At 31.2% G+C, this 19375-nt stretch carries 15 protein-coding genes; all 15 read right to left on the reverse strand.

Annotated elements, in window-relative coordinates:
• Nucleotides 1–288: 288 nt before the first annotated feature.
• Nucleotides 289–2010, reverse strand: coding sequence for a recombinase family protein (locus DW761_RS10775; RefSeq protein WP_117453758.1), 1722 nt, complete (start codon nt 2008–2010; stop codon nt 289–291).
• A 15-nt stretch (nt 2011–2025) separates the two neighbouring features.
• Nucleotides 2026–2565: a hypothetical protein gene (locus DW761_RS10780; RefSeq protein WP_128125089.1), complete on the reverse strand. Its 540-nt coding sequence runs from the start codon at nt 2563–2565 to the stop codon at nt 2026–2028.
• Nucleotides 2546–4096: a recombinase family protein gene (locus DW761_RS10785; protein ID WP_117453756.1), complete on the reverse strand. Its 1551-nt coding sequence runs from the start codon at nt 4094–4096 to the stop codon at nt 2546–2548. The genes DW761_RS10780 and DW761_RS10785 overlap by 20 nt, the downstream gene beginning before the upstream one ends.
• An 84-nt stretch (nt 4097–4180) precedes the next feature.
• Nucleotides 4181–4336 (reverse strand): hypothetical protein, encoded by a 156-nt coding sequence (locus DW761_RS21020; RefSeq protein WP_158552232.1) that lies wholly within the window; start codon nt 4334–4336, stop codon nt 4181–4183.
• Between the two features lie 11 nt (nt 4337–4347).
• Nucleotides 4348–5082 (reverse strand): hypothetical protein, encoded by a 735-nt coding sequence (locus DW761_RS10790; protein WP_117453755.1) that lies wholly within the window; start codon nt 5080–5082, stop codon nt 4348–4350.
• 645 nt (nt 5083–5727) lie between these two features.
• Nucleotides 5728–6225 (reverse strand): RNA polymerase sigma factor, encoded by a 498-nt coding sequence (locus tag DW761_RS10795; protein ID WP_117453754.1) that lies wholly within the window; start codon nt 6223–6225, stop codon nt 5728–5730.
• Between the two features lie 99 nt (nt 6226–6324).
• Nucleotides 6325–6651 carry a recombinase family protein gene (locus DW761_RS10800; RefSeq protein WP_158552231.1) on the reverse strand — a complete coding sequence of 109 codons (327 nt, stop codon included), beginning with the start codon at nt 6649–6651 and terminating at the stop codon, nt 6325–6327.
• A 50-nt stretch (nt 6652–6701) separates the two neighbouring features.
• Nucleotides 6702–7184: a sigma-70 family RNA polymerase sigma factor gene (locus DW761_RS10805; protein WP_128125091.1), complete on the reverse strand. Its 483-nt coding sequence runs from the start codon at nt 7182–7184 to the stop codon at nt 6702–6704.
• A gap of 627 nt (nt 7185–7811) precedes the next feature.
• Nucleotides 7812–7943 carry a cyclic lactone autoinducer peptide gene (locus DW761_RS10810; protein ID WP_117453751.1) on the reverse strand — a complete coding sequence of 44 codons (132 nt, stop codon included), beginning with the start codon at nt 7941–7943 and terminating at the stop codon, nt 7812–7814.
• A 21-nt stretch (nt 7944–7964) separates the two neighbouring features.
• Nucleotides 7965–8534, reverse strand: a complete 570-nt coding sequence (locus DW761_RS10815) for an accessory gene regulator ArgB-like protein (protein ID WP_117453750.1) — start codon at nt 8532–8534, stop codon at nt 7965–7967.
• 257 nt (nt 8535–8791) lie between these two features.
• Nucleotides 8792–9403: a hypothetical protein gene (locus DW761_RS10820; protein WP_117453749.1), complete on the reverse strand. Its 612-nt coding sequence runs from the start codon at nt 9401–9403 to the stop codon at nt 8792–8794.
• Nucleotides 9404–9489: 86 nt separating this feature from the next.
• Nucleotides 9490–9618, reverse strand: a complete 129-nt coding sequence (locus tag DW761_RS21650) for a hypothetical protein (RefSeq protein ID WP_255411876.1) — start codon at nt 9616–9618, stop codon at nt 9490–9492.
• A 68-nt stretch (nt 9619–9686) separates the two neighbouring features.
• Nucleotides 9687–10364, reverse strand: a complete 678-nt coding sequence (locus DW761_RS10825) for a hypothetical protein (RefSeq protein WP_117453748.1) — start codon at nt 10362–10364, stop codon at nt 9687–9689.
• Between the two features lie 11 nt (nt 10365–10375).
• A complete protein-coding gene (locus DW761_RS10830; RefSeq protein ID WP_117453747.1) occupies nt 10376–18838 on the reverse strand; it encodes an RHS repeat-associated core domain-containing protein in 8463 nt (2820 codons plus the stop codon).
• The gene (locus DW761_RS10835) at nt 18828–19304 is read right to left on the reverse strand and encodes a hypothetical protein (protein ID WP_117453746.1); all 477 of its coding nucleotides are present in this window, start codon (nt 19302–19304) and stop codon (nt 18828–18830) included. Before DW761_RS10835 ends, DW761_RS10830 begins: the two co-directional genes overlap by 11 nt.
• Nucleotides 19305–19375: the final 71 nt, after the last annotated feature.

The raw sequence follows: 19375 nt of genomic DNA on the forward strand, positions 1-19375 counted from the left end.
AAAAAAAAACGATATCATGAACAATCCAATCTCTGGGGTTCAGAATATCGTTATTCTCTCAATGGAACACTGTGCCAGAACGGATGTCTAGAAATTACACTCATCCCTCAAAAAAACTTTTGTAATTAGGCTAATTTATTCTTCTCAACCAAATAAGTTGCTCACATCAGAATATAAATCTTGGCTATATTCTGATGCAAACAACCTATTTCATTAGATCTATAAAGAGAATTTTGGTGGCAATGCAACACATTTCCACCAAATGCTTATAATATATAGAGCGATCTACTACTTCACTTTATTGATTAATATCTTTTTCCTATTTTCTGTCTTGGTCAATATTTCTATATAATCCTTATATACAATAATTTCTTCTATAAAGATTGCTATTTCCTCCTGCGATAAACATGATACCGAAGCGTTTATTTCATTCAGATTCTTAAGAACTTTTTTCTCCCTTGCCGCTCTGATTTCTTTCAACCTAGAGTTTAAATTCTCAAGCTCCTCTGTGAGTTTTCTTTTAGTCTGATACAAGCCTTCCAAGTGCTCCTTATATTGATTTTCATCCTGAACTCCTCTGGATACCAATATCATCCCTTTATTTAATAAATCACTAATCTTTAAATCAATTTCAGTTATGTGTTTTTCAGTCTTCTTGATTTTCGATGTAACGTCCTTAGGATTAATATACTGAGAAGCCTTCTGTGCAAGATCCAACTTTATTTGATCTTTTTTAGATAAGATTTTATTCACGATTTTAGCAATCTCTTCAAAGAGCAGTTCCTCTTTAAGTGTAGGACTGTCAGGACACATATTGACTCCATTATCCAAACGATTTATACAACGCCATACTGGCTGTTTCTTGCCGTCACGTTTCGTCCAGACAGCCCTTCTATAATAAGAGCCACAATCTGCACATATAATTCTGTTGGATAATGCATTCTGTGTGCTATACATTCCGCACTTATTCTTTTTTGGTATCTTACCTTTAGGATTCTGCTTCATAGATTCCTCAAACTCAATGATTTTTACTTTTGAATTTCTTCGTGCACGTTCAATCTGTGCTGCTTTAAATACTTCTTTTGATATAATTCCTTTATGGCTGTTTTCCACATAATACATTTTTCTCTGCCCTTTATTTTTTTGCCTTTTCTGATTCAAGCAATCTTGATTATAGGACAAACCTTGTATAGAATCTCCACAGTATTTGACATTCTGAAGCATTCTCTGAATGACTGCTTTTTTCCATACTTTCTTACCTAGTCTAGTAGGAACTCCTCTTCTTGTTAATTCATCAGCAATCGCTTGATCTGTAACTCCTGCTAAATACATATCGAACACTTCAATTACAATTTTTGCTTCTTCCTCATCAATATAATAGGTATCTCTTTTTGTTCGATATCCATATAGATTTCCTAAATAAGTCTTTCCTTTTTCAAATTGTCTTTCATACCCCCACCTCACTGATTCACTCTTATTCTGACTGCTTTCCTGAGCAATAGAAGACAGCATAGTCAGCACCATCTCACTAGCTGTTAGGCTATGCAGATTCTCTAGTTCAAAGAAGATATCAACACCTATTTCTTTTAACCTTCTGATCCATGATATAGAGTCTAGCGTATTTCTTGCAAAACGGGTTATACTTTTCGTGATGACCAGATCGACTTTACCATCTAGGCAGTCTTTCATGAGCCTCATGAAGTCTTCTCTTTTTTCTGTGCTTGTTCCTGTAATCCCTTCATCGGCATAAATATCGACAAGATCATAGCTCGGTTCCGAATCGATCTTGTTTTTATAAAATCTGCATTGAGATTCAAAACTCAGCTCTTGCTCATCACTTTCTGAACTTACTCTGCAATAGGCAGCAACTCTTTTCTTTACCGATTCCTGTTGTGCCACAGGCAGGAATTTCTTTCTGGCAGGTATGACCCTTACCTTCATCGGTTCTTCAGAATTTGCATTTACTAGTGCCTTCTGCTGTACATCCTGCTTCCTTAGAGTTATGCCCATATACGGTTCCTCCTTTCAAAACTGTAATGACATTTCAAGTGCATTAGTGAAAATACAGACAATGCCAGTATCGTACACTTCTATCTTCTCAATAATATCTTTGAAATTCCCTTCATGGATCTTCTTTCTTAATCGAACATTTTCATAAGCTTGGCAGTCTTTTATCTCAATAGATTCACTTATAAAACGCTTATATTCATCAATTGCAATCTTCTTATTTCTAAAAAAATTCTTTTCCTTTATCTGAAAGTATCGATAAGATGCTTCAGTGCTCCATCCATTGACATCCAGTTCATCTGTATTCACGAGTTTATCTAGAATCTGATTTATACAATCCATTAGCAAGTCCTCCTCTATTCGAATATCCTGCTTCTCATTAACATAAAATATCTCATTTTTTCTCTTTCCATCCTTATCACGTTTTCCTCGGTAAACCTTCCTTTTTAAAGGCTGATTGTCAATACCATAAAAAACCTTGTTTCTAAAAAACCTTTGAATATAGCACCCTTCTGAAACCCTTTGAGCATGAAGTGCTTTAGCTGTAATTTCCATCATATTTTTTCCTTTCTGACTTAATCATAAGGTCATTGTGTAATTGAAAATATATATGGTTTTGACCTATCATTACTTTCTGTACGATCTCATGAAATATAACTTCATCAAATGTATCTATTGAGGCGGAGTGCCTCAGCACATCAACAAGTCTCTGATTATTTCTGTATTCAGCACTTTCATATACCTGATTTAATACTTTTTTCTTTTCTAACTCATATAGTGATTTGTACATCTGTATCTCATTCAAATTTGAAATTTTCTCTATATCAGAAATCTTTCCTTCCAAATTTTCCTTCAACAGTCTCAGTTTTTCAGCTTTCAAATTATGAAGTTCTTTATCCAGCATCATCAGCTCTTTTTCTTTTTCATCGTCCATCAGCAACTTGACAATATTTCTCCCATAGGATTCTAATATATCTATGCTGTTTTTCAGTTTGTAATACAATTTGAGAAATGCCTCATCCAGTTCTTCCTTGGAAATCTGCTTATTCATACAAGAATCATGATCTACTAAATGCTTTTTACAACACCAGAACTCAACTCCCCGATAAGTTCTTCGCTTAAATTTTTCATGACATTCTGCACATTCAATTTTTGAAGTATATGGGTATCTTTTATTTGCAGATAACTGGTTGTCACTTAAGTTCTCTCTGTTTCTTTCCCATTTTGCATAGCTTGCTTCATAGAGTGATCTTTCTATGATCTTTGGAAAACTATCGTAAACATAGTATTGTGGAAGTTCCCCCTTGTTCATGACCAAGTGAAATGGAAATTCATCTGTTGTGAATTTCTTCTGTAGCAATTTATCCCCGCAATATCGTTCATTTATCAGCATCAGTACGATTCCTGACCTTGACCATGTTCTTCCACCAATCTTATTCTGACTAAAATAATTCGTGATAGCCACTGTCGACATATCCTGATTTACATACATATCAAACAGCAATCTTACAATCACTGCTTCACTTTCATTAATCAATATCTTCCCATCGATTCTGTAATAACCGTATGGCAGATGTGGCTGATTGTAGATACCTTTTTCTGCTCTCGTCCTGAATCCCCACCTTTGATTGTAGGAAATTGTTCTGGATTCTAATTCAGCACTCATCATATACGTACTGATAGAAGTTTCACTTACACTATCAGCTGTATCGATATGTTCTTCCTCAAAATAAATAGAGACACCTAGACATTTGAGTTCTCTCAATGTCTTCAGTGTCTCCGTAAAATTTCTTCCGAATCTTGCTATTGATTTTGTTATGATTCTATCAATCAGTCCATCACGACAATCCTGAATCATTTTCTTGAATCCATTACGCTTTTCGATAACAGTACCTGTGATACCTTCATCTGTGTAAACATCCACTATGATGGTATTTTGCAACTGATTGATATACTGGGAATAGTAGGCAACCTGACTGTTAAATGAATGGATCTGATCATCGCTTTTTGAACTAACTCTTGCATAAGCAGCAGTCTTTATTTTTTCTTCTCTTGATAATGGTTCAATAATACTGACCTTCTTATCCATGCGCTATCCCTCTTTTCACTACACACAATATCACAATTCATCGCATACATCTAGTAGAATGTCACCCATCTTGGCACTTTGATTTTACTGATTCATTTTTGTCAATTCATGTTTATAAACTGGATGGCAGAATGCTTCATATTCCTTCAAAATTTTATTGGCTACATTCAATGTCAGCTTCTTTCTTCGTGTCAATTCACATAAACAAATGTAAATGAAATAATAGTCTGTCTGATCCATAGTCGTCGTTCCTAACTCATGAACATTCCAGTAAAACACGATTTAGCAGTCATCTCCAGTTCTTCTCTTGCATCACAAGAAACCTTAATGCCTTTATCCTCTAATTGACGTAAAAAACGATCAAATCTAGGTGATTCATATTCATCAAAAATAAATACTTTATCCACATTGTGTTTTTCAATGATAGATTTAAACATCTTTTCTGCTTCTGGGATATACTCCTGCATCTGTACAACAGTAAAATTTCTATAACCAGATTCTGATACATGATATGTGAACTGCTCAATCTCTGAAGGATCTGCCTCCTTTGTGATGATCATTACACTATGATCATCAGCGTGTGCATGTATATTGCTTTTTACTTGATCCAAGTCCTCTTTCAGTTTCATCATTGTACTGATATCATTCATTATATTTTTGGACATAATATTTTTAATTTCCGCAATATCTATTTCAAGTGTAGCATCTATGATTTTTAAGTTATTTTCTTTTGCTATTTCAGACAACCTACCATCTGACAGAATTTCTTGAATAATAAATTCTGGACTTGTCACAATTATACAGTCTGCACCTATTCTCTTCATTGTTTCAATAAAAATCTCAGAATTATCAAATATCGTTCCTCTGGGATATTGTAATAGTCCTTGAATTTCGTAATGATTCTTTTCTGCCAGCTGATCCAATTCAACCTTTACCTTCGCCGTAATTTTATTTTCATCTTCCACCGCTACAAACGCTTTTTTCATATCTTACCTCTTTCTGTACCTGGTCTTATTTTGTTTTGTTTTGCTTATTGGTACAATGATGACGTCAGAATATCTGACGTCACGATCTATCAATAAACGTTTCCGTTTCATATCTATCTAGAAACAACATTTTTTCTATCCCTTGTTTTCTGGGCAAAATACAGCCTGTTCTGGCTAACAGCATACGAATCTCACGTTCTCTCCTTCAATCAAAGAGACGCCTCTTACAGGTGCGACGGTTTCATCACGCTCAACTGCTTCCGAGACGAAGTATCATTATGACCCATTGATATTATTGCAGATCAGCTGCCAAGCTGATTTTATGTTCGACTATATATCGCTCCACTACTCTATTCTTCATATCATGGCGTAGTCAACAGCGTGCTTAATCAAACAGGATAACGTACTGTATTTTGAGTATTCTATTGTCAAAGATCTGAGAGGCAACTCATTTCTTTCCCCTCACTTAATAACCAACAATAGAAACTCTTTTCTACAACCAAAATTTACAACTTTCCTTATTTTTCTTACTAAACTCACTTTATACGAGTTTGCTGGAACATGAATGCCATCAGATTCGCACTTAATGTCACATTCCGCCAGCAAATCAATTGCATTCAGATATACAGTTATCAAAGATCAAATTCACAACCAAAAGAACAAGAAAGATTTGATTTTCTTATATCCGTCACTAAGTGTTTCCCGTAGACTCTTAATGATTTTTTTCTTTCTCCTGTTTATCATCTGTTGAGAAACCTGATACCTTTTTGCTAATTCACTTTCTTTTTTATTCTCTATCAGCAATTGAGTAATTAGTTCTTTATCTGCATCATCCAAGGTATCTATAAGATTCATGATTGTGTTCATTAGATCTTTTCTGTAGATATCCTCCAGATAATTTTGATCTTCTCCATACATATCTAATAATGTATGTCCATTTAATTGATGCACATCATAACTCAACAAACCATTCTCTTGATCTTTTCTATTATCACGCAGCTGCTTTCTGTAAGAGTTGTAGCACGTATAATAGACATCTTTATTCACTTCAATAAAGGATCCATATACTCTAATAAAGTATCTTCGTGTGTTTGATTTATTGTCAAAATAATGATAGAAATCAGATTTTCTATAATCGTTCATCTTTCTTTACCTCCTTAGACTTCTTGCCTTCAAGTCCAGAAGGAGGTGCCCTAGAAAGATAAACGATATTTAAACACACAATAGTAAATAAACTAGATATTAGATTTCACTTAAATCAATAATCTCAACACCATACATTTCACAGAAGAGTTTAAACTCCATATACAGATCTTTAAAGATCAACAATCTTGTCCAATCATATAAAACCAGATAATCAATTTCTTTTCGCCTGATTATTGTCGCAATAGTAGAGATGTAATATTCCCTTGGACCTTTACCTAAGCCTACCTCCTTCGTAACTCCTACAACTTTCAAGTTTTCACTCTCACAATAGGACATCAACCTTTTTTCCTGATAATGCAACAAATAGCGATTTGATTCAGTTGATACTCTACAGTGAATCCATGCTCTACTCTGATTTTCCACAACTCGTTCCTCCTTTAGAAAAGATTTCCTTTCCTTCCTAAACCGAACGGTTAAAAATCTTTTGACAAAAAATTTTTTAATTTTTCTAAAATTTTCTTCTTTCTATAGTGGAGTTTTTGCTGGCTCATGTGTAATTCCTTTGCAATTTCTCGTTCTGTCATATCCTCAAAATAGATTGCAATGATAATCCTTTGTTCTTCCTCAGGCAATTTTAGAATTATTTGTTGTAATAATTGCTTTGTTTCTTTTTCTATTATTTTATCCATAGTATTCTTTTCAGGCTTATCAGGAATATAAGGATATAAATCATCTGCATTTTCATAATGGGTAATTTTATCAGTTTCTCTTATCTGATCTCTGTAGGCTTTTTGATAACTATTTTTGTAGACACTATATACACTCTTCGTAACTTCAACCCATTCATCATTGATTCTCAAGTAATATGTATCTTTGTTTTCTTCATGCAAAACCCAAAAATCATTTTTTCTGAAATCATTTAACATTTTTTCTCCTCCATGTTCTTTTCTTTTCAAAAAAGCTCATGAAGGAGGAGATCTGCACTTCTCTTCACCTATATAAAAACAAAAAAAGTCAATACAGTTCATAAGAAAAATATGAACGTATTTGACTTTTTGATTGCTTGACATAACCATACGGTCATTAAAATGACTATACATAAACTGCCATAGGAGATTTGAATATCTAAATTTCACTCATAAATCACCTGTTACGTAAAATTATCTTCTCTAGATCACATTACTTGATTATTTTTTTAGTTCACCAACAGTGCCTATATGTAATAGATATAACTAAAAAACTAAAGACACCCTTTATGCTTAACATGCATATATGAGTGCCTTGTCAAAAATCAATAATTACTTTATATAGTTAGTTCTCTAATAACTTCGTTCTCATTTTCAATATTTTTTATTTGTCATCTAATACGGAGAACTAATTATATTATATCTGCATACATTATCCTTCAAAATAATAATTACATAACAGGAATAATATCGACATAACAGGAATAAATGAATCACTATTTCCTATTGATATATTATTAATATAGTAGAGTAATCATGTTAATTATCATTTGACAATAACATAAAAAATAGCAGAAGTTTACTATTTACACCTCTGCTATCTCTGAATCATAAAGCCTAATGTTTTTTGTATTTCTTCAAAGATTTTGGAACTTTCTTTTCATAGAACCACCAAGAGCAACATGTGTTTGCGCTGTGAATAGCAAGTGTATCTGCTGCACCTTTTAAAGATTTAAGTAGTTTTTCCATTATTTTTACTCCTCTCTTTCATTATGCCAATACAAATTTCTTTTGTATTATAGCTAAAATTACTGATAAGCTATTGGTTATCATTCCTGCCGCCATAACAGTTGTTATATGTGTAATATCAAATAGACTTAGAACGAATAATACAAGAAATCCTACTAGATATAGCACAATTGATCGTTTTTTATGGTAGGTTTTTTCACTCTCAGATAATGGCTTGTTTTCATTCTCAACTGGTAGGTTTTCCATAAGCAGGCAAAACATTACAACGTTAACTAAAATCAAAAGATTTAATGATGTTGGTACTCTATTTAAAGCAAGAGGGATCAATACCGTAACCGCAAGGGAAAATAAGAAACATAGAAATCTTGATTCAGCATGGTATCCACCTGTACTACTTCTTAATATTAGAAAGCTTGTGCAAAACACCAGTATATCTAATGTAATCTTAAAATAAATACTTACAGTTAAAATAGCCAATGCTGTTACAGTATAATTCACTAACAAACTTAATCCATATTCAAATATTTCAGTATCCTGAATATCTATATTATTCTTTCTCATCAACATTTCTATTTTTTCACTCGTTTTCAATCTCTTCACCTACTTGCTACTTTAAATTCACACGTATTATCTCATAAATAAATAAAAATCACCTTATCTTATACATAACAGGTAATGAATTAACATAACAGGTTAAATATTTCATAGATATTCTATTTGATTGCTAATATTATATGAAAATGGCTGTATGCCATCACAATTCAATGTAATCATAAATCTGCTAAGAGACTAAAAAAGCATATAGATCATGCTATATGCTCTTTTCTCATTTCTATAAATTAATTAAACTACCACATGTCATCTGCTAAAGTAGACCATTGTAATTGAAAGTGAAAACCATTTTTTGTAGTATCTGTATTCAAATCCTCTTCATTAATCGCACAAAATGGACTTGTTTCTTTTCCATATGTCAAATATACTTCAATTAGACTTTGATCAGTAGCCGTGCCAAATGGTATTTCTGTATAAATATATACTGTTTTTTCTTCATTCGGTTTTATAATACCGTCTTCATCATTTCCTTCTACATGATAATTTGATGCTGGATAATAGCTCTCATCTACTTTAAAAACAGAGCCATCTTTACAATTTAAAAAATTTTTTATATTTATGCTGGAGGCACTTTGATTGTTCACTTTAGCTATAATACCTAATAACTCGCCATCTTTTTTAGGAAAAAGATTTTTATCATTTTCTATTCTAAGATGTCCTCCGTGTTCAGACGCTGAAATATTTATGGTGATATCTTTCATTATTTCAACATTTTTTGCTGTACTAACTTTTTTAAAAGCAATGTAATTCCCTAGTTCATTTTTATTTCCCTCAGAGTTATCATTAGAACAACCTCCAGTAAAACATAAAATAAATGAACAAATCAAAAACAAAATAAGTTTTTTCATATACATCCTCCTGATTAAGAACAATAAATTATTTAGTAAACTGAAATAATCAATGATAGGAAGCAAATAGCTTCCTATCACTTAATTTAAGCTGTAGCAAAAGCAACCCCACCTAATGTACTAAGAATAGGTTCTGCAAATTCAGCTAATTGTGTTGCATAAGCACCCACCTGTGCCACTAATACTGGAGCATAACCAGATAATGCAAATGCCATAGCGCCTATTATGTAGCAGTAAATAACTTGCGCACTTCTTCAATTTCTGAATAATTATGATTTTGAGTTCAACAATCCTCTTCAAACAATTGTACATCAAAATTCACTCCAGTAAACAATAGTTCCAAAGATATACTATTATCATTTAATTTCATATGATGATAATATCCTTTTTTTAAAGAATCTTTTACTGGAAATACCTTATCAAGATTATTTAAAAAACTATTATTTTCAATTTTTCCTGGATGTTTAACGATTTTGTATGCTTCAAGATAATTTTTTGACATATACGATAATTTCTGATTTTGTGTATTCAAACAAACTTCAAATTCTACATCTAGTTTCTCATTAGTGCCTAATCTAATCTTACTAATTTCAAAATTTGATATATTTGTTTTTATAGATTTAATATAACGGCTATTAATATCAAATTCTTCTCTTTCATCTTTATGAATAATTTCATAGTTATTAGTCTTAACTATAAAAATATCATTAATGCTAACAATTAACAATGTTATTTTTGGTATTTCAGTTTTCATTTCATAGATACCATAAATATTTGGATTTGGTTTTAAACCATACTTATTTGCATCAAAGAATTTTTCATCAAATACTTCAATATCCGTAAAATCATGCAATTTCAAATAGGTATAATGATGACCATCAGTGAATTCAATCATTATATTCTTATCCATATTAAAGTTCATGTAATCTAATTCAGTATCTAAAATTTTATTGAATGTCATAGTTCCCTCCATTATTTATACCTATATTTAATTCTTTTACCATTTGGCTTTTTAACCTCTACAGTTGGAGAACCCTCCGAACTATTCGGTCTTACATTAACTTCTGTACCATCAGGAAACTCTCCAACCCTTGTTCCATTAGGGTATTCCCTAACGTTATCCAAATCCAAATCATCAAAATCTTTATTTGCTTTATCCATACCTCCGCTTTTATCTTTGTTTGTTACTTTCCTTTGTTTATTTTTAGTGGTATCTATTGAGCCTTTATCCAACTCTCCTAATTTATCTTCTATTCTTTTTTTAATCTCATTTTCAGTTTGTGCTGCTTCTGCTTCTTGTGCAAGTTTTTTAGCATAAATATCTTTCACTTCTTGACATGCAACTTCTTTAAGGTATTGTTCCCTTGTCATAGTTATAGTTGGTCTTAATGTAGTACTTCCTGCCCATGAAGTAGAGCCACCAGAAATAGTTACAGTTTCATTATTAATTAGCGTATCTGCTATCATCTCATTTTTTTTACGTAGTCCATTTTCATAAGATTCTCTCAAAGAATCTCTATTATAGTAAATATATGCACCTACAGCTGAAACACCAGCAACTGCCCATGCTAACCATCCTGGTGGTGTCCATGATGTTACTACAGCCGCTGCTGCACCAACAGCTTCACCGACTTTCATCCAGAAATCAGGATCAAAAACATCACTAGATTTTCCTGTTTTATCAATAAATTTATAAGGATTATTATTAGTATAGATATATCTATTCTGACTTTCAATATCTTCTTTTTTACCTCTAAATCTATCAATTTGAATGAATCTACCGAGTTCTGGATTATAATATCTTGCTCTTAAATATATTAAGCCATTACCATCCAGTTCTTCTCCATTATAACCGAATCCCTCTTTCATGTCATTAGTTTTTCCAAAATCATCATATTCTAATTTGTTTTCAGTATTGGTTTTAACACCGAAGCTGATACTCAATGTGTTAGTACCTATTACAGAATTATTTAAACCATTCAGGTATGTTATGACAGATGTTTCATATGACATCTTTGGATCTCCACATTCTGTAAATAATCTTTCATCCATACCATAAATATGCTTTACATCACTATCAGACATTAGTATTTCACTGTTTTTTAATGATTTATCAATAACATAATTTCCATAAGTGGATGTACGATCATTTTCATCCATTTCTTCCATACCAACACAAGTGTTTTTATCAGCATGATATTTAGCCTGATAACGTAAAGCATCAAATGTATCTGTACTGTTTTTATCCTCCAATAGATCTTTTACTTCATCATAAGGAGTTTCCTCTAGATATTTGTACCATGCCTCAGCATCATAAGGATCATTTATATTTTTCACATAACTTGTTCGATCCCCTTGGGCATCGTATTCATACTCAAAACTTTGATCTTTACTATTAGATAACTTAATTAATTGATCAAATTCATCATATTCTAATGTTTCCTTTTTTCCACCAGCATATAGAATTTCTTTCATATTTCCATTTTTATTATAGTAAATATCTGTTAATCCATCCTGTGTCTTGATATTTGTTAACTGATTTCTCTCATTGTAATGATAAATTTTAAATTTTCCATCAGATGAAGTTTCTGTTTGATTACCATATAAATCATATCCATACTTAGTCTCAATTAGTTTTCCATCTATGAATTTATTAGAGGTTTTGATTTCTCCTACTTCATCAAACGCATAGGTATTTTCTTTACCGTCAATCACTTCTTTTATTATGTTTCCATCAGGATCATAAGAATACTCATACTTAATGAAATGTTTTCCATTATTTGTAAAATCGTATGATGTCACTTTATTCATTTCGTCATAAGTATATTTTTTAACAGTATTTTTGTTTTTTAACGATGTCGCATTACCTCTAACGTCAAATGTATATGAAGCAACTTCTTTATCATTTTCTTTTACTTTCGTTATCTTGTTGAAATCATTATAAGTATATGACACTTTCGTTTTATCAGGATATGTGATGGAAGTTCTATTGTTATAAATATCCCATCCATATGATACACTATTTCCTTTTGCATCAGTGCTTGTCACCATTCTGTTAAATTCATCATATTCAAATGACAGATTCTTTCCATTATAAGATGCAGATACCAGATTGTTATGATTATCATAACTGAATGTTCTGCTTCCTTCTTTTAATTTATTTCCAAGTAGATCAAATTCGTATGTAATTTCAGTTCCATCTGGTTTAACATAATTGGTTAAATTACCAAAATCGTCATACTCAAACATCTCTGTATAGCCATATTCATTGCTCTCTTCGACAATATTATTAGCAGAATCATATTTATATGTAGCTACTAAATCATTTATTCTTTTCTGCGTAAGATTATTATTCCCATCATATGTATAATTTATCACTCTGTTTAAAGGATTCTGTACTTTGACCATATTTCCTAAAGCATCAAATTCGTACTTAGTTTCGTTCCCTCTTGCCGTTACTTCACTAATTTTATTATTATTTGCATCGTATGCTAGTGTAGTCGTATTACCATAATAATCTTTCTGCTGAATCATATTACCAGTTTCATCATACTTCATAGTGTAAACAGTAAGATATTCTTCACTATCTCCTAAACTGCGTAATTGAATTGCTATAACCTTATTCACATCATTATATTCATATTTACTTTCAACACCATTCTCTTTATGATACAAAATATTACCAACTGCATCATAATTATTGCAAATAACTTCCTTATCATTGATTTCTTGACTAACCATATGATCTAAAATGTCATATTTAAGAATAGTAGTTTTTTTATCATTTTCTACTTTCTTTACTTCCCTATTCACTTTATCATAAGATAGAATAGTTATATAACCCTCATTATCAGTTTTAACCAAATTACCATATTTATCATACGTGTTCTTTGTTGTTTGATTAAGTGCATTTGATGTTTCAACTATCTGATTGAAATCATCCAAAGTGTTTTTAAGTGTTGTTTTTCCATTTACTTTTGTTTCAATAATCAAACCTATACTATTATAAATATTTATTGTTTCTTTTCTAGGTTCAGTTACTTTTACAACATTACCTAATAGATCATATTCTGTTTCCTTAATATTTCCATTTGGATCTGTTTCTTTGACAGCATTCCCATAGATATCATATTCATAAACTGTAGTGTATCCATTTTGATTTTTTATTTTGTTAGGAAGATTATCATTACCATAAGTAATTTTAATTGTTTTACCTAACTTATCAGTAATTTCATCTTGAAGAAGTTTATCATTATAATGATACTTTATTGAGAATCCACGTTCATCAACTTCTTCAATAACTTGGCCAAATGCATTATATTTAATTTGCTTAGATTGCCCATCTGCATTAATAACCTTGATCACATTTCCATGAACATCATATTCTGTTTTCGTAGTTTGACCATTCGCATTGATTACACTCACTTTTTGATTATTTGCATCATACTCATTTTTTGTTTCATTACCCATGAAATCTATAGAAAGTATCAAATTTTCATTTGCATCATATGTGAATTTCTGTTTTGCATCATAGAATGAATTACTCGTTTCAATCACATTACCGTTTGCGTCATATTTATTGGTAATTATCACATCTCTTGCATCTTTTGAAGTGATTCGGTTATTATTTAAGTCATAAGAATAGGTTGTTATATTTCCAAATTTGTCACTTTCTGTAATTAGATTACCATATGCATCAAAAGAATATTTTTCAGTTTCATTACTGAAATTCTTCACTTCTATTACATTGCTATTTATATCATAAATTTGGGTTTCTGTTCTTCCATATGCATCTATGGTCTTAATCATACGATTATATTCATCATATTCATAAGATATTTTCTTACCACCACTATCTTTCTGTTCTAAGATATTATCAAAACTATCATAAGTATATTCAGTAGTTAATGTAGTTATATTATTAATTTCTTTTATTTTTCTGCCATAATCATCATATTCGTAAGTATATTGCTCAGATGGCTTTTCAATCTTAACTAATTGACCATACTGATTATAAGTATTTTTTTCAATAGAAATATTGTTGATTTTTGTGTCAATAAGATTATTGTATTTATCATAAATAAACGTAGTAACAATTCCATCTGCTGTTGTAGTAGAAGTTCTTTTTCCATTTTTATTTTTATAGGTAGTAGCATAACCGTTCTTATCCACATCTTTAATTAATAATCCATTAATATCATAAATGTGTTTCTCACTATTACCTTTGGCATCTATAACTTCTATTTCATTTCCTAATCCATTAAAAATATGTACTGTCTTATTACCTAGTGGATCTATTTCCTGAGTTATGCGGTTCATAGAATCATAAGTAAATGATGTAATATTACCAAGTGCATCTTTTGATGTCAGTTGATTTCCGTAAACATCATATGTATATTCATTTACTCTTTCATCATCTACTGTCTTTATAAGAACTTGATTATTATCATCATAAGTGTAAACTGTGACAATACCTGTTTCACTTGTTTCCTTGCTAATTCTTCCAAACGTATCATATTCCGTTATTTTTACCCTGCCATATTGATCTGTTGCTTTCACTACTTTGTCGGCTACATATTCTTTTGTTTCTTGTTTTCCGTTAGGTAACGTTTTTTCTACTTCTTGTCCAAATTTATCATACTTATATGTTGTTACATTACCTAATTTATCTTCATTTTTGACCAGTAAACCATTCTCGTATGTATTTTTATTGATTTTTCCAAAGACATCTGTTTCTGTTAGTACATTGCCTAATGCATCATAAGTATAAACAGTTTTATTTCCGTAAATATCTGTTTCTTCAATCTTATTTCCTGCACTGTCATAGAGATACTTATGATAACTTCCATCAAAGTTCTTTTCTTCTATTATCCTGTTCTTACCATTATAAATTTTTGTAGCAGTCATATCGCCTTTTTGAGCTACAGTCTGATTTCCATTCTTATCATATGTATAAGTTGTCTTACCGCCTATTTTATCAATAAATTCAGTCATATGACCTTCATTATCATAAAGGTATTTCTCAGTTAGTCCATCAACATCAGTTTTTTCTAACACATTGCCTTGTTTATCATATACATAAGAGATACTTCTACCTTGATTATCATCCATATGGATCATTCTTCCCATGGCATCATAGGTATAGGTGATAATTAAACCTGTACTATGGGTTTCAACAGATACTTGATTATCCGAATATTCATATGTTTTCCAAGCTCCAGTTTCAGTAATTTCTTTAATTACATGATTTTTTTCATCATATGTATAAGTGATTGATGTTCCATCACCATTCTTCACATGAATCAGATTACTCTTTTGATCATATTGATAAGAACTTGTTCTTCCATATTTATCAGTTTTACTTATCATTCTATTTTCAGAATCATAGGTATAACTTTCTGTAGTGCCATCAAAATCTGTTTTCTTTATTAAATTTTTATTTTTGTCATAAGTAAAGTATGCAGTTTGCCCTAAAGCATTTGTTTCACTTGCTATCATACCATTCTCATAAGTATAAGACTTGCCAATTCCATCTGAATTAACAATACCAATAATTCTGTGTTCACTATCGAAAGTATAAGTTTCGCTAGTACCATCTGCATAGGTATATGTGTTTTTATTTGCACCATAAACAAATGAAGTTTCATTTCCGTTTCCATCAATTTGTTTGATTACCCTATCCTTGTCATCATATGTGTTGATAGCAGATTCGTTACCATTCTTGTCAATGATACTTGTCATTCTGCCTTTCTTATCATAATTATATTTTTCATTCAATCCTTTTGTATCAGTATATTCAATCAACCTTCTATGGGAATCATATACATACTGAACATTAGTGCCATCAGGTAAGGATATGGTTTTAACTAAATTCATTTTTGGATAATACTCAAATGCAATTTCCTTTTCTCCAAGCATTATGCTTTTTATTTTCCCATATTCATCGTAATTATAGAGAACCTTATATCCGTCTAACGTTTTTCTTTGCTGTAAAATACCATACTCATTAAAATATAACGTGTCTTTAGTTTCACTGTTGAATATTTCAATTCCATTATCTGTTTCTTTTACTGAATAAAAATCATCACTCTTATATCCGTCTTTTGATTTAACGAACTGAAATATCTTACCATCTCCTGCAAAATACAAGATATTATCATCTTTTGTATAAGAAACATACTGTTCCATATTAGAACTGAAACCGTTGCCGAATATTGAACTAGTTTTTTCTCCATAAGAGTTAAAAGTTCTTGTTATATTCAATTCTTCGAAATCTTGAACTGTTGCATCGATGCTTTGATGATAAAAATTTCCTGTCGTGGTATTGATTGGATCTCCCACTGTACATCCATAAGGACATTCAGGGCCACGATATTTATATTCAGATGTATATTCTTTAATTTTAACAGGAGGGGTAAATAATTCATCACTCAAGATTGGATTCTCATGAGGATAACGAATAAACAAAACATCTCCTTCTTTTATCTTCTTTTCGCTAGTATTATTATCTTTTAATATATCTTCAATAGAAACACCATAATGTGTAGATATTGTCTGCAGATTATCCCCTAGTTTTACTTCATAAAACAAGAAAGAGTCAGTTATCAGTTCTTTACTTTTTTCAGAATCCTTTGTTACATATACATGAAAATTATACAAAGTATCTTTTTTAGGAAAGAATGCATTTTCAAAATAATCAGATGTATAGTTGGCTTTATCATTTTCGTATTGCTGTACATCTTTCAATGGTTTAACTACAAAAATAGGATCAAGATAATATGCATCTGATTTTGTTTTTGATGAATTAACTTTCTTTTCTTTATCGTTCCCCTGCTGTTCATAGAGATCGAAGTTCACATCAGAATAAGGTTTAGCGCGGCCATCAATACTTATACCCATAAAGTTATTGAATCCTTTAGTATAAAATCTAAAATATTCTTCTAGATTATCTATGTCAGTATCAGGATCCACATCATAATCATCTCTGTATTCTACACGAACTCTAGGTCGATAACCAGTGGACTCGCTATGGAATGACAACAAATATTTGCTATCACTTTCATCTGCTGCGCGAAGCATAATAGAAGTTGCTGTACCTTTATACATTTTATTTGCTGCTTCTGTAATATCAAACATTTTATATGAAGTGCCTTTTAGATTTGTATTTGAAGATATCTTAGTTATATTTGTAGGTTGATTATTCCAATTCACATGATTTGTATCAACTTTTGTATTTGTATCATATACATCGATCTGATTGACTTCAAGATCACCATAATCAGAGAATTTATCCAATGTTAAATATGCATTTGTTATTATTTTATGATCTCCTATTTCAGGTATTGGAAATGTAAAAAACGCCCTAGCAATCGCAATAATTGAAGGATCTCCTAAGCCTGAAACCACACCGTCTTTATCGTATCCCACAAGAAGATGTTCATACATGCTTGTGATATTTGGTGAACCTGAACGTATATAGGATGAGTCAACCATCTGCTCTTTACTATCTTCAACCGAAGATAATAAACTGACAGGATAAGCTCTTTCCTTATCGTTCATAAATTCTTGATCAGCTGTGTATGTTACCAGATAGTCCCCATCTCCTTTATTTTCTAAATTAACAGAAACTTTCATAGATACATTACCAGAATTATCTTTAAGCACTGGAGCTTTTATAGTATAGTCCTTATTGCCCTCCGCATTTGTAAATCGAATGCTTTCCTCCTGCTTTTCTACATTCAAATCGGTATGTATCTGATAACTAAAAGACGTGTTATCTGCAGAATAAAACTGGATATTCTGAAACACATGATTACTTCTCACATCATATTGTACATCAACATTTTTGATAACTTGATTATATAAGATAGCATTTTCTTTAGCTGACATACCATCAGTATTTTTATCTGTAAGTTCAATCATGATATCATTATTAACATTCACTCCAGCATTATCAAAAGTAACTGGCATTACTCCATCGTCATTGCTATATTCTTTTTTAGCTGATCTAAACAGATCAGTTGATTGTTTTAATGTATCATCAATATCAATCCAATTACCATCGATTTTCTTATGCACAGGTTCAAAAAATTGTTCTGTTACATACGAACCATTAGAAAGTTTATAAGTTTTAGAATACTCCGTTCTCTTCGCTATTATTTCCTTTTGTGATTCGAATGAGGACTTTTCTTGTTGAATCGTTGGTTCCTTTAAACCTTGTTCTGTATCAGCAGATTGTTCATCTCCATTATCTTTTGCAATGTCTGAATTAAGCTCTTTGTTATACATATCACCATACTGAGCTTTATCTTTAATCAAACCTCTTTCATGTGCAATAACTTCAGTTAAACCGCCACTTAAGTTAATGCACATTGAGCCTGCCAATAAGCATAACAAAAGACGTTTACTCTTTTTATAAAAATTATTAGCTTTCACTTAATTCACCCCCATTATAAACAGAATAATAAACATTATGATATTTATTATAAGTTTCTTGTACCTTGTTGATATTCTCTTCACACATCTCAGAGTACATCAGTTTCAGATCCTTTATCAATTGACATTGTAACTTCATCAATTCATTTGTAAAATCATCTTGACTATCTTTATTGCATCGGTATTGTGCATCAAGCATTTCAATAAAATTTTCAACCTCCTGATACCACTGTCCATCGCACTGTGAACTGTTATTTAAGATTTTCAATAATATAAGCATATTAGATACAGGTGTCTTCTCTTTGTTAAAAGAACTTTTATCCATACCCGTCATACTGTAATAACCATTGTCTTGTTTCGCTTGTGTTGTGTCATTCTGCAAATAAATCACTGTACCGAGACTACCAGTTGCAATAACAGCACTAAGTGCTATTGCTATAGCCTTGTTTTCTATTAGTTTTCTCACAAACTATCCCTCCTTAATATGAGATAAATTTCTCAATGTAAGCATCTTATATTTATTGAATAACTTCAATA

Source organism: Absiella sp. AM29-15 (assembly GCF_003434225.1).
GTDB classification, from domain to species: Bacteria; Bacillota_I; Bacilli_A; order Erysipelotrichales; family Erysipelotrichaceae; genus Hoskinsella; species Hoskinsella hominis.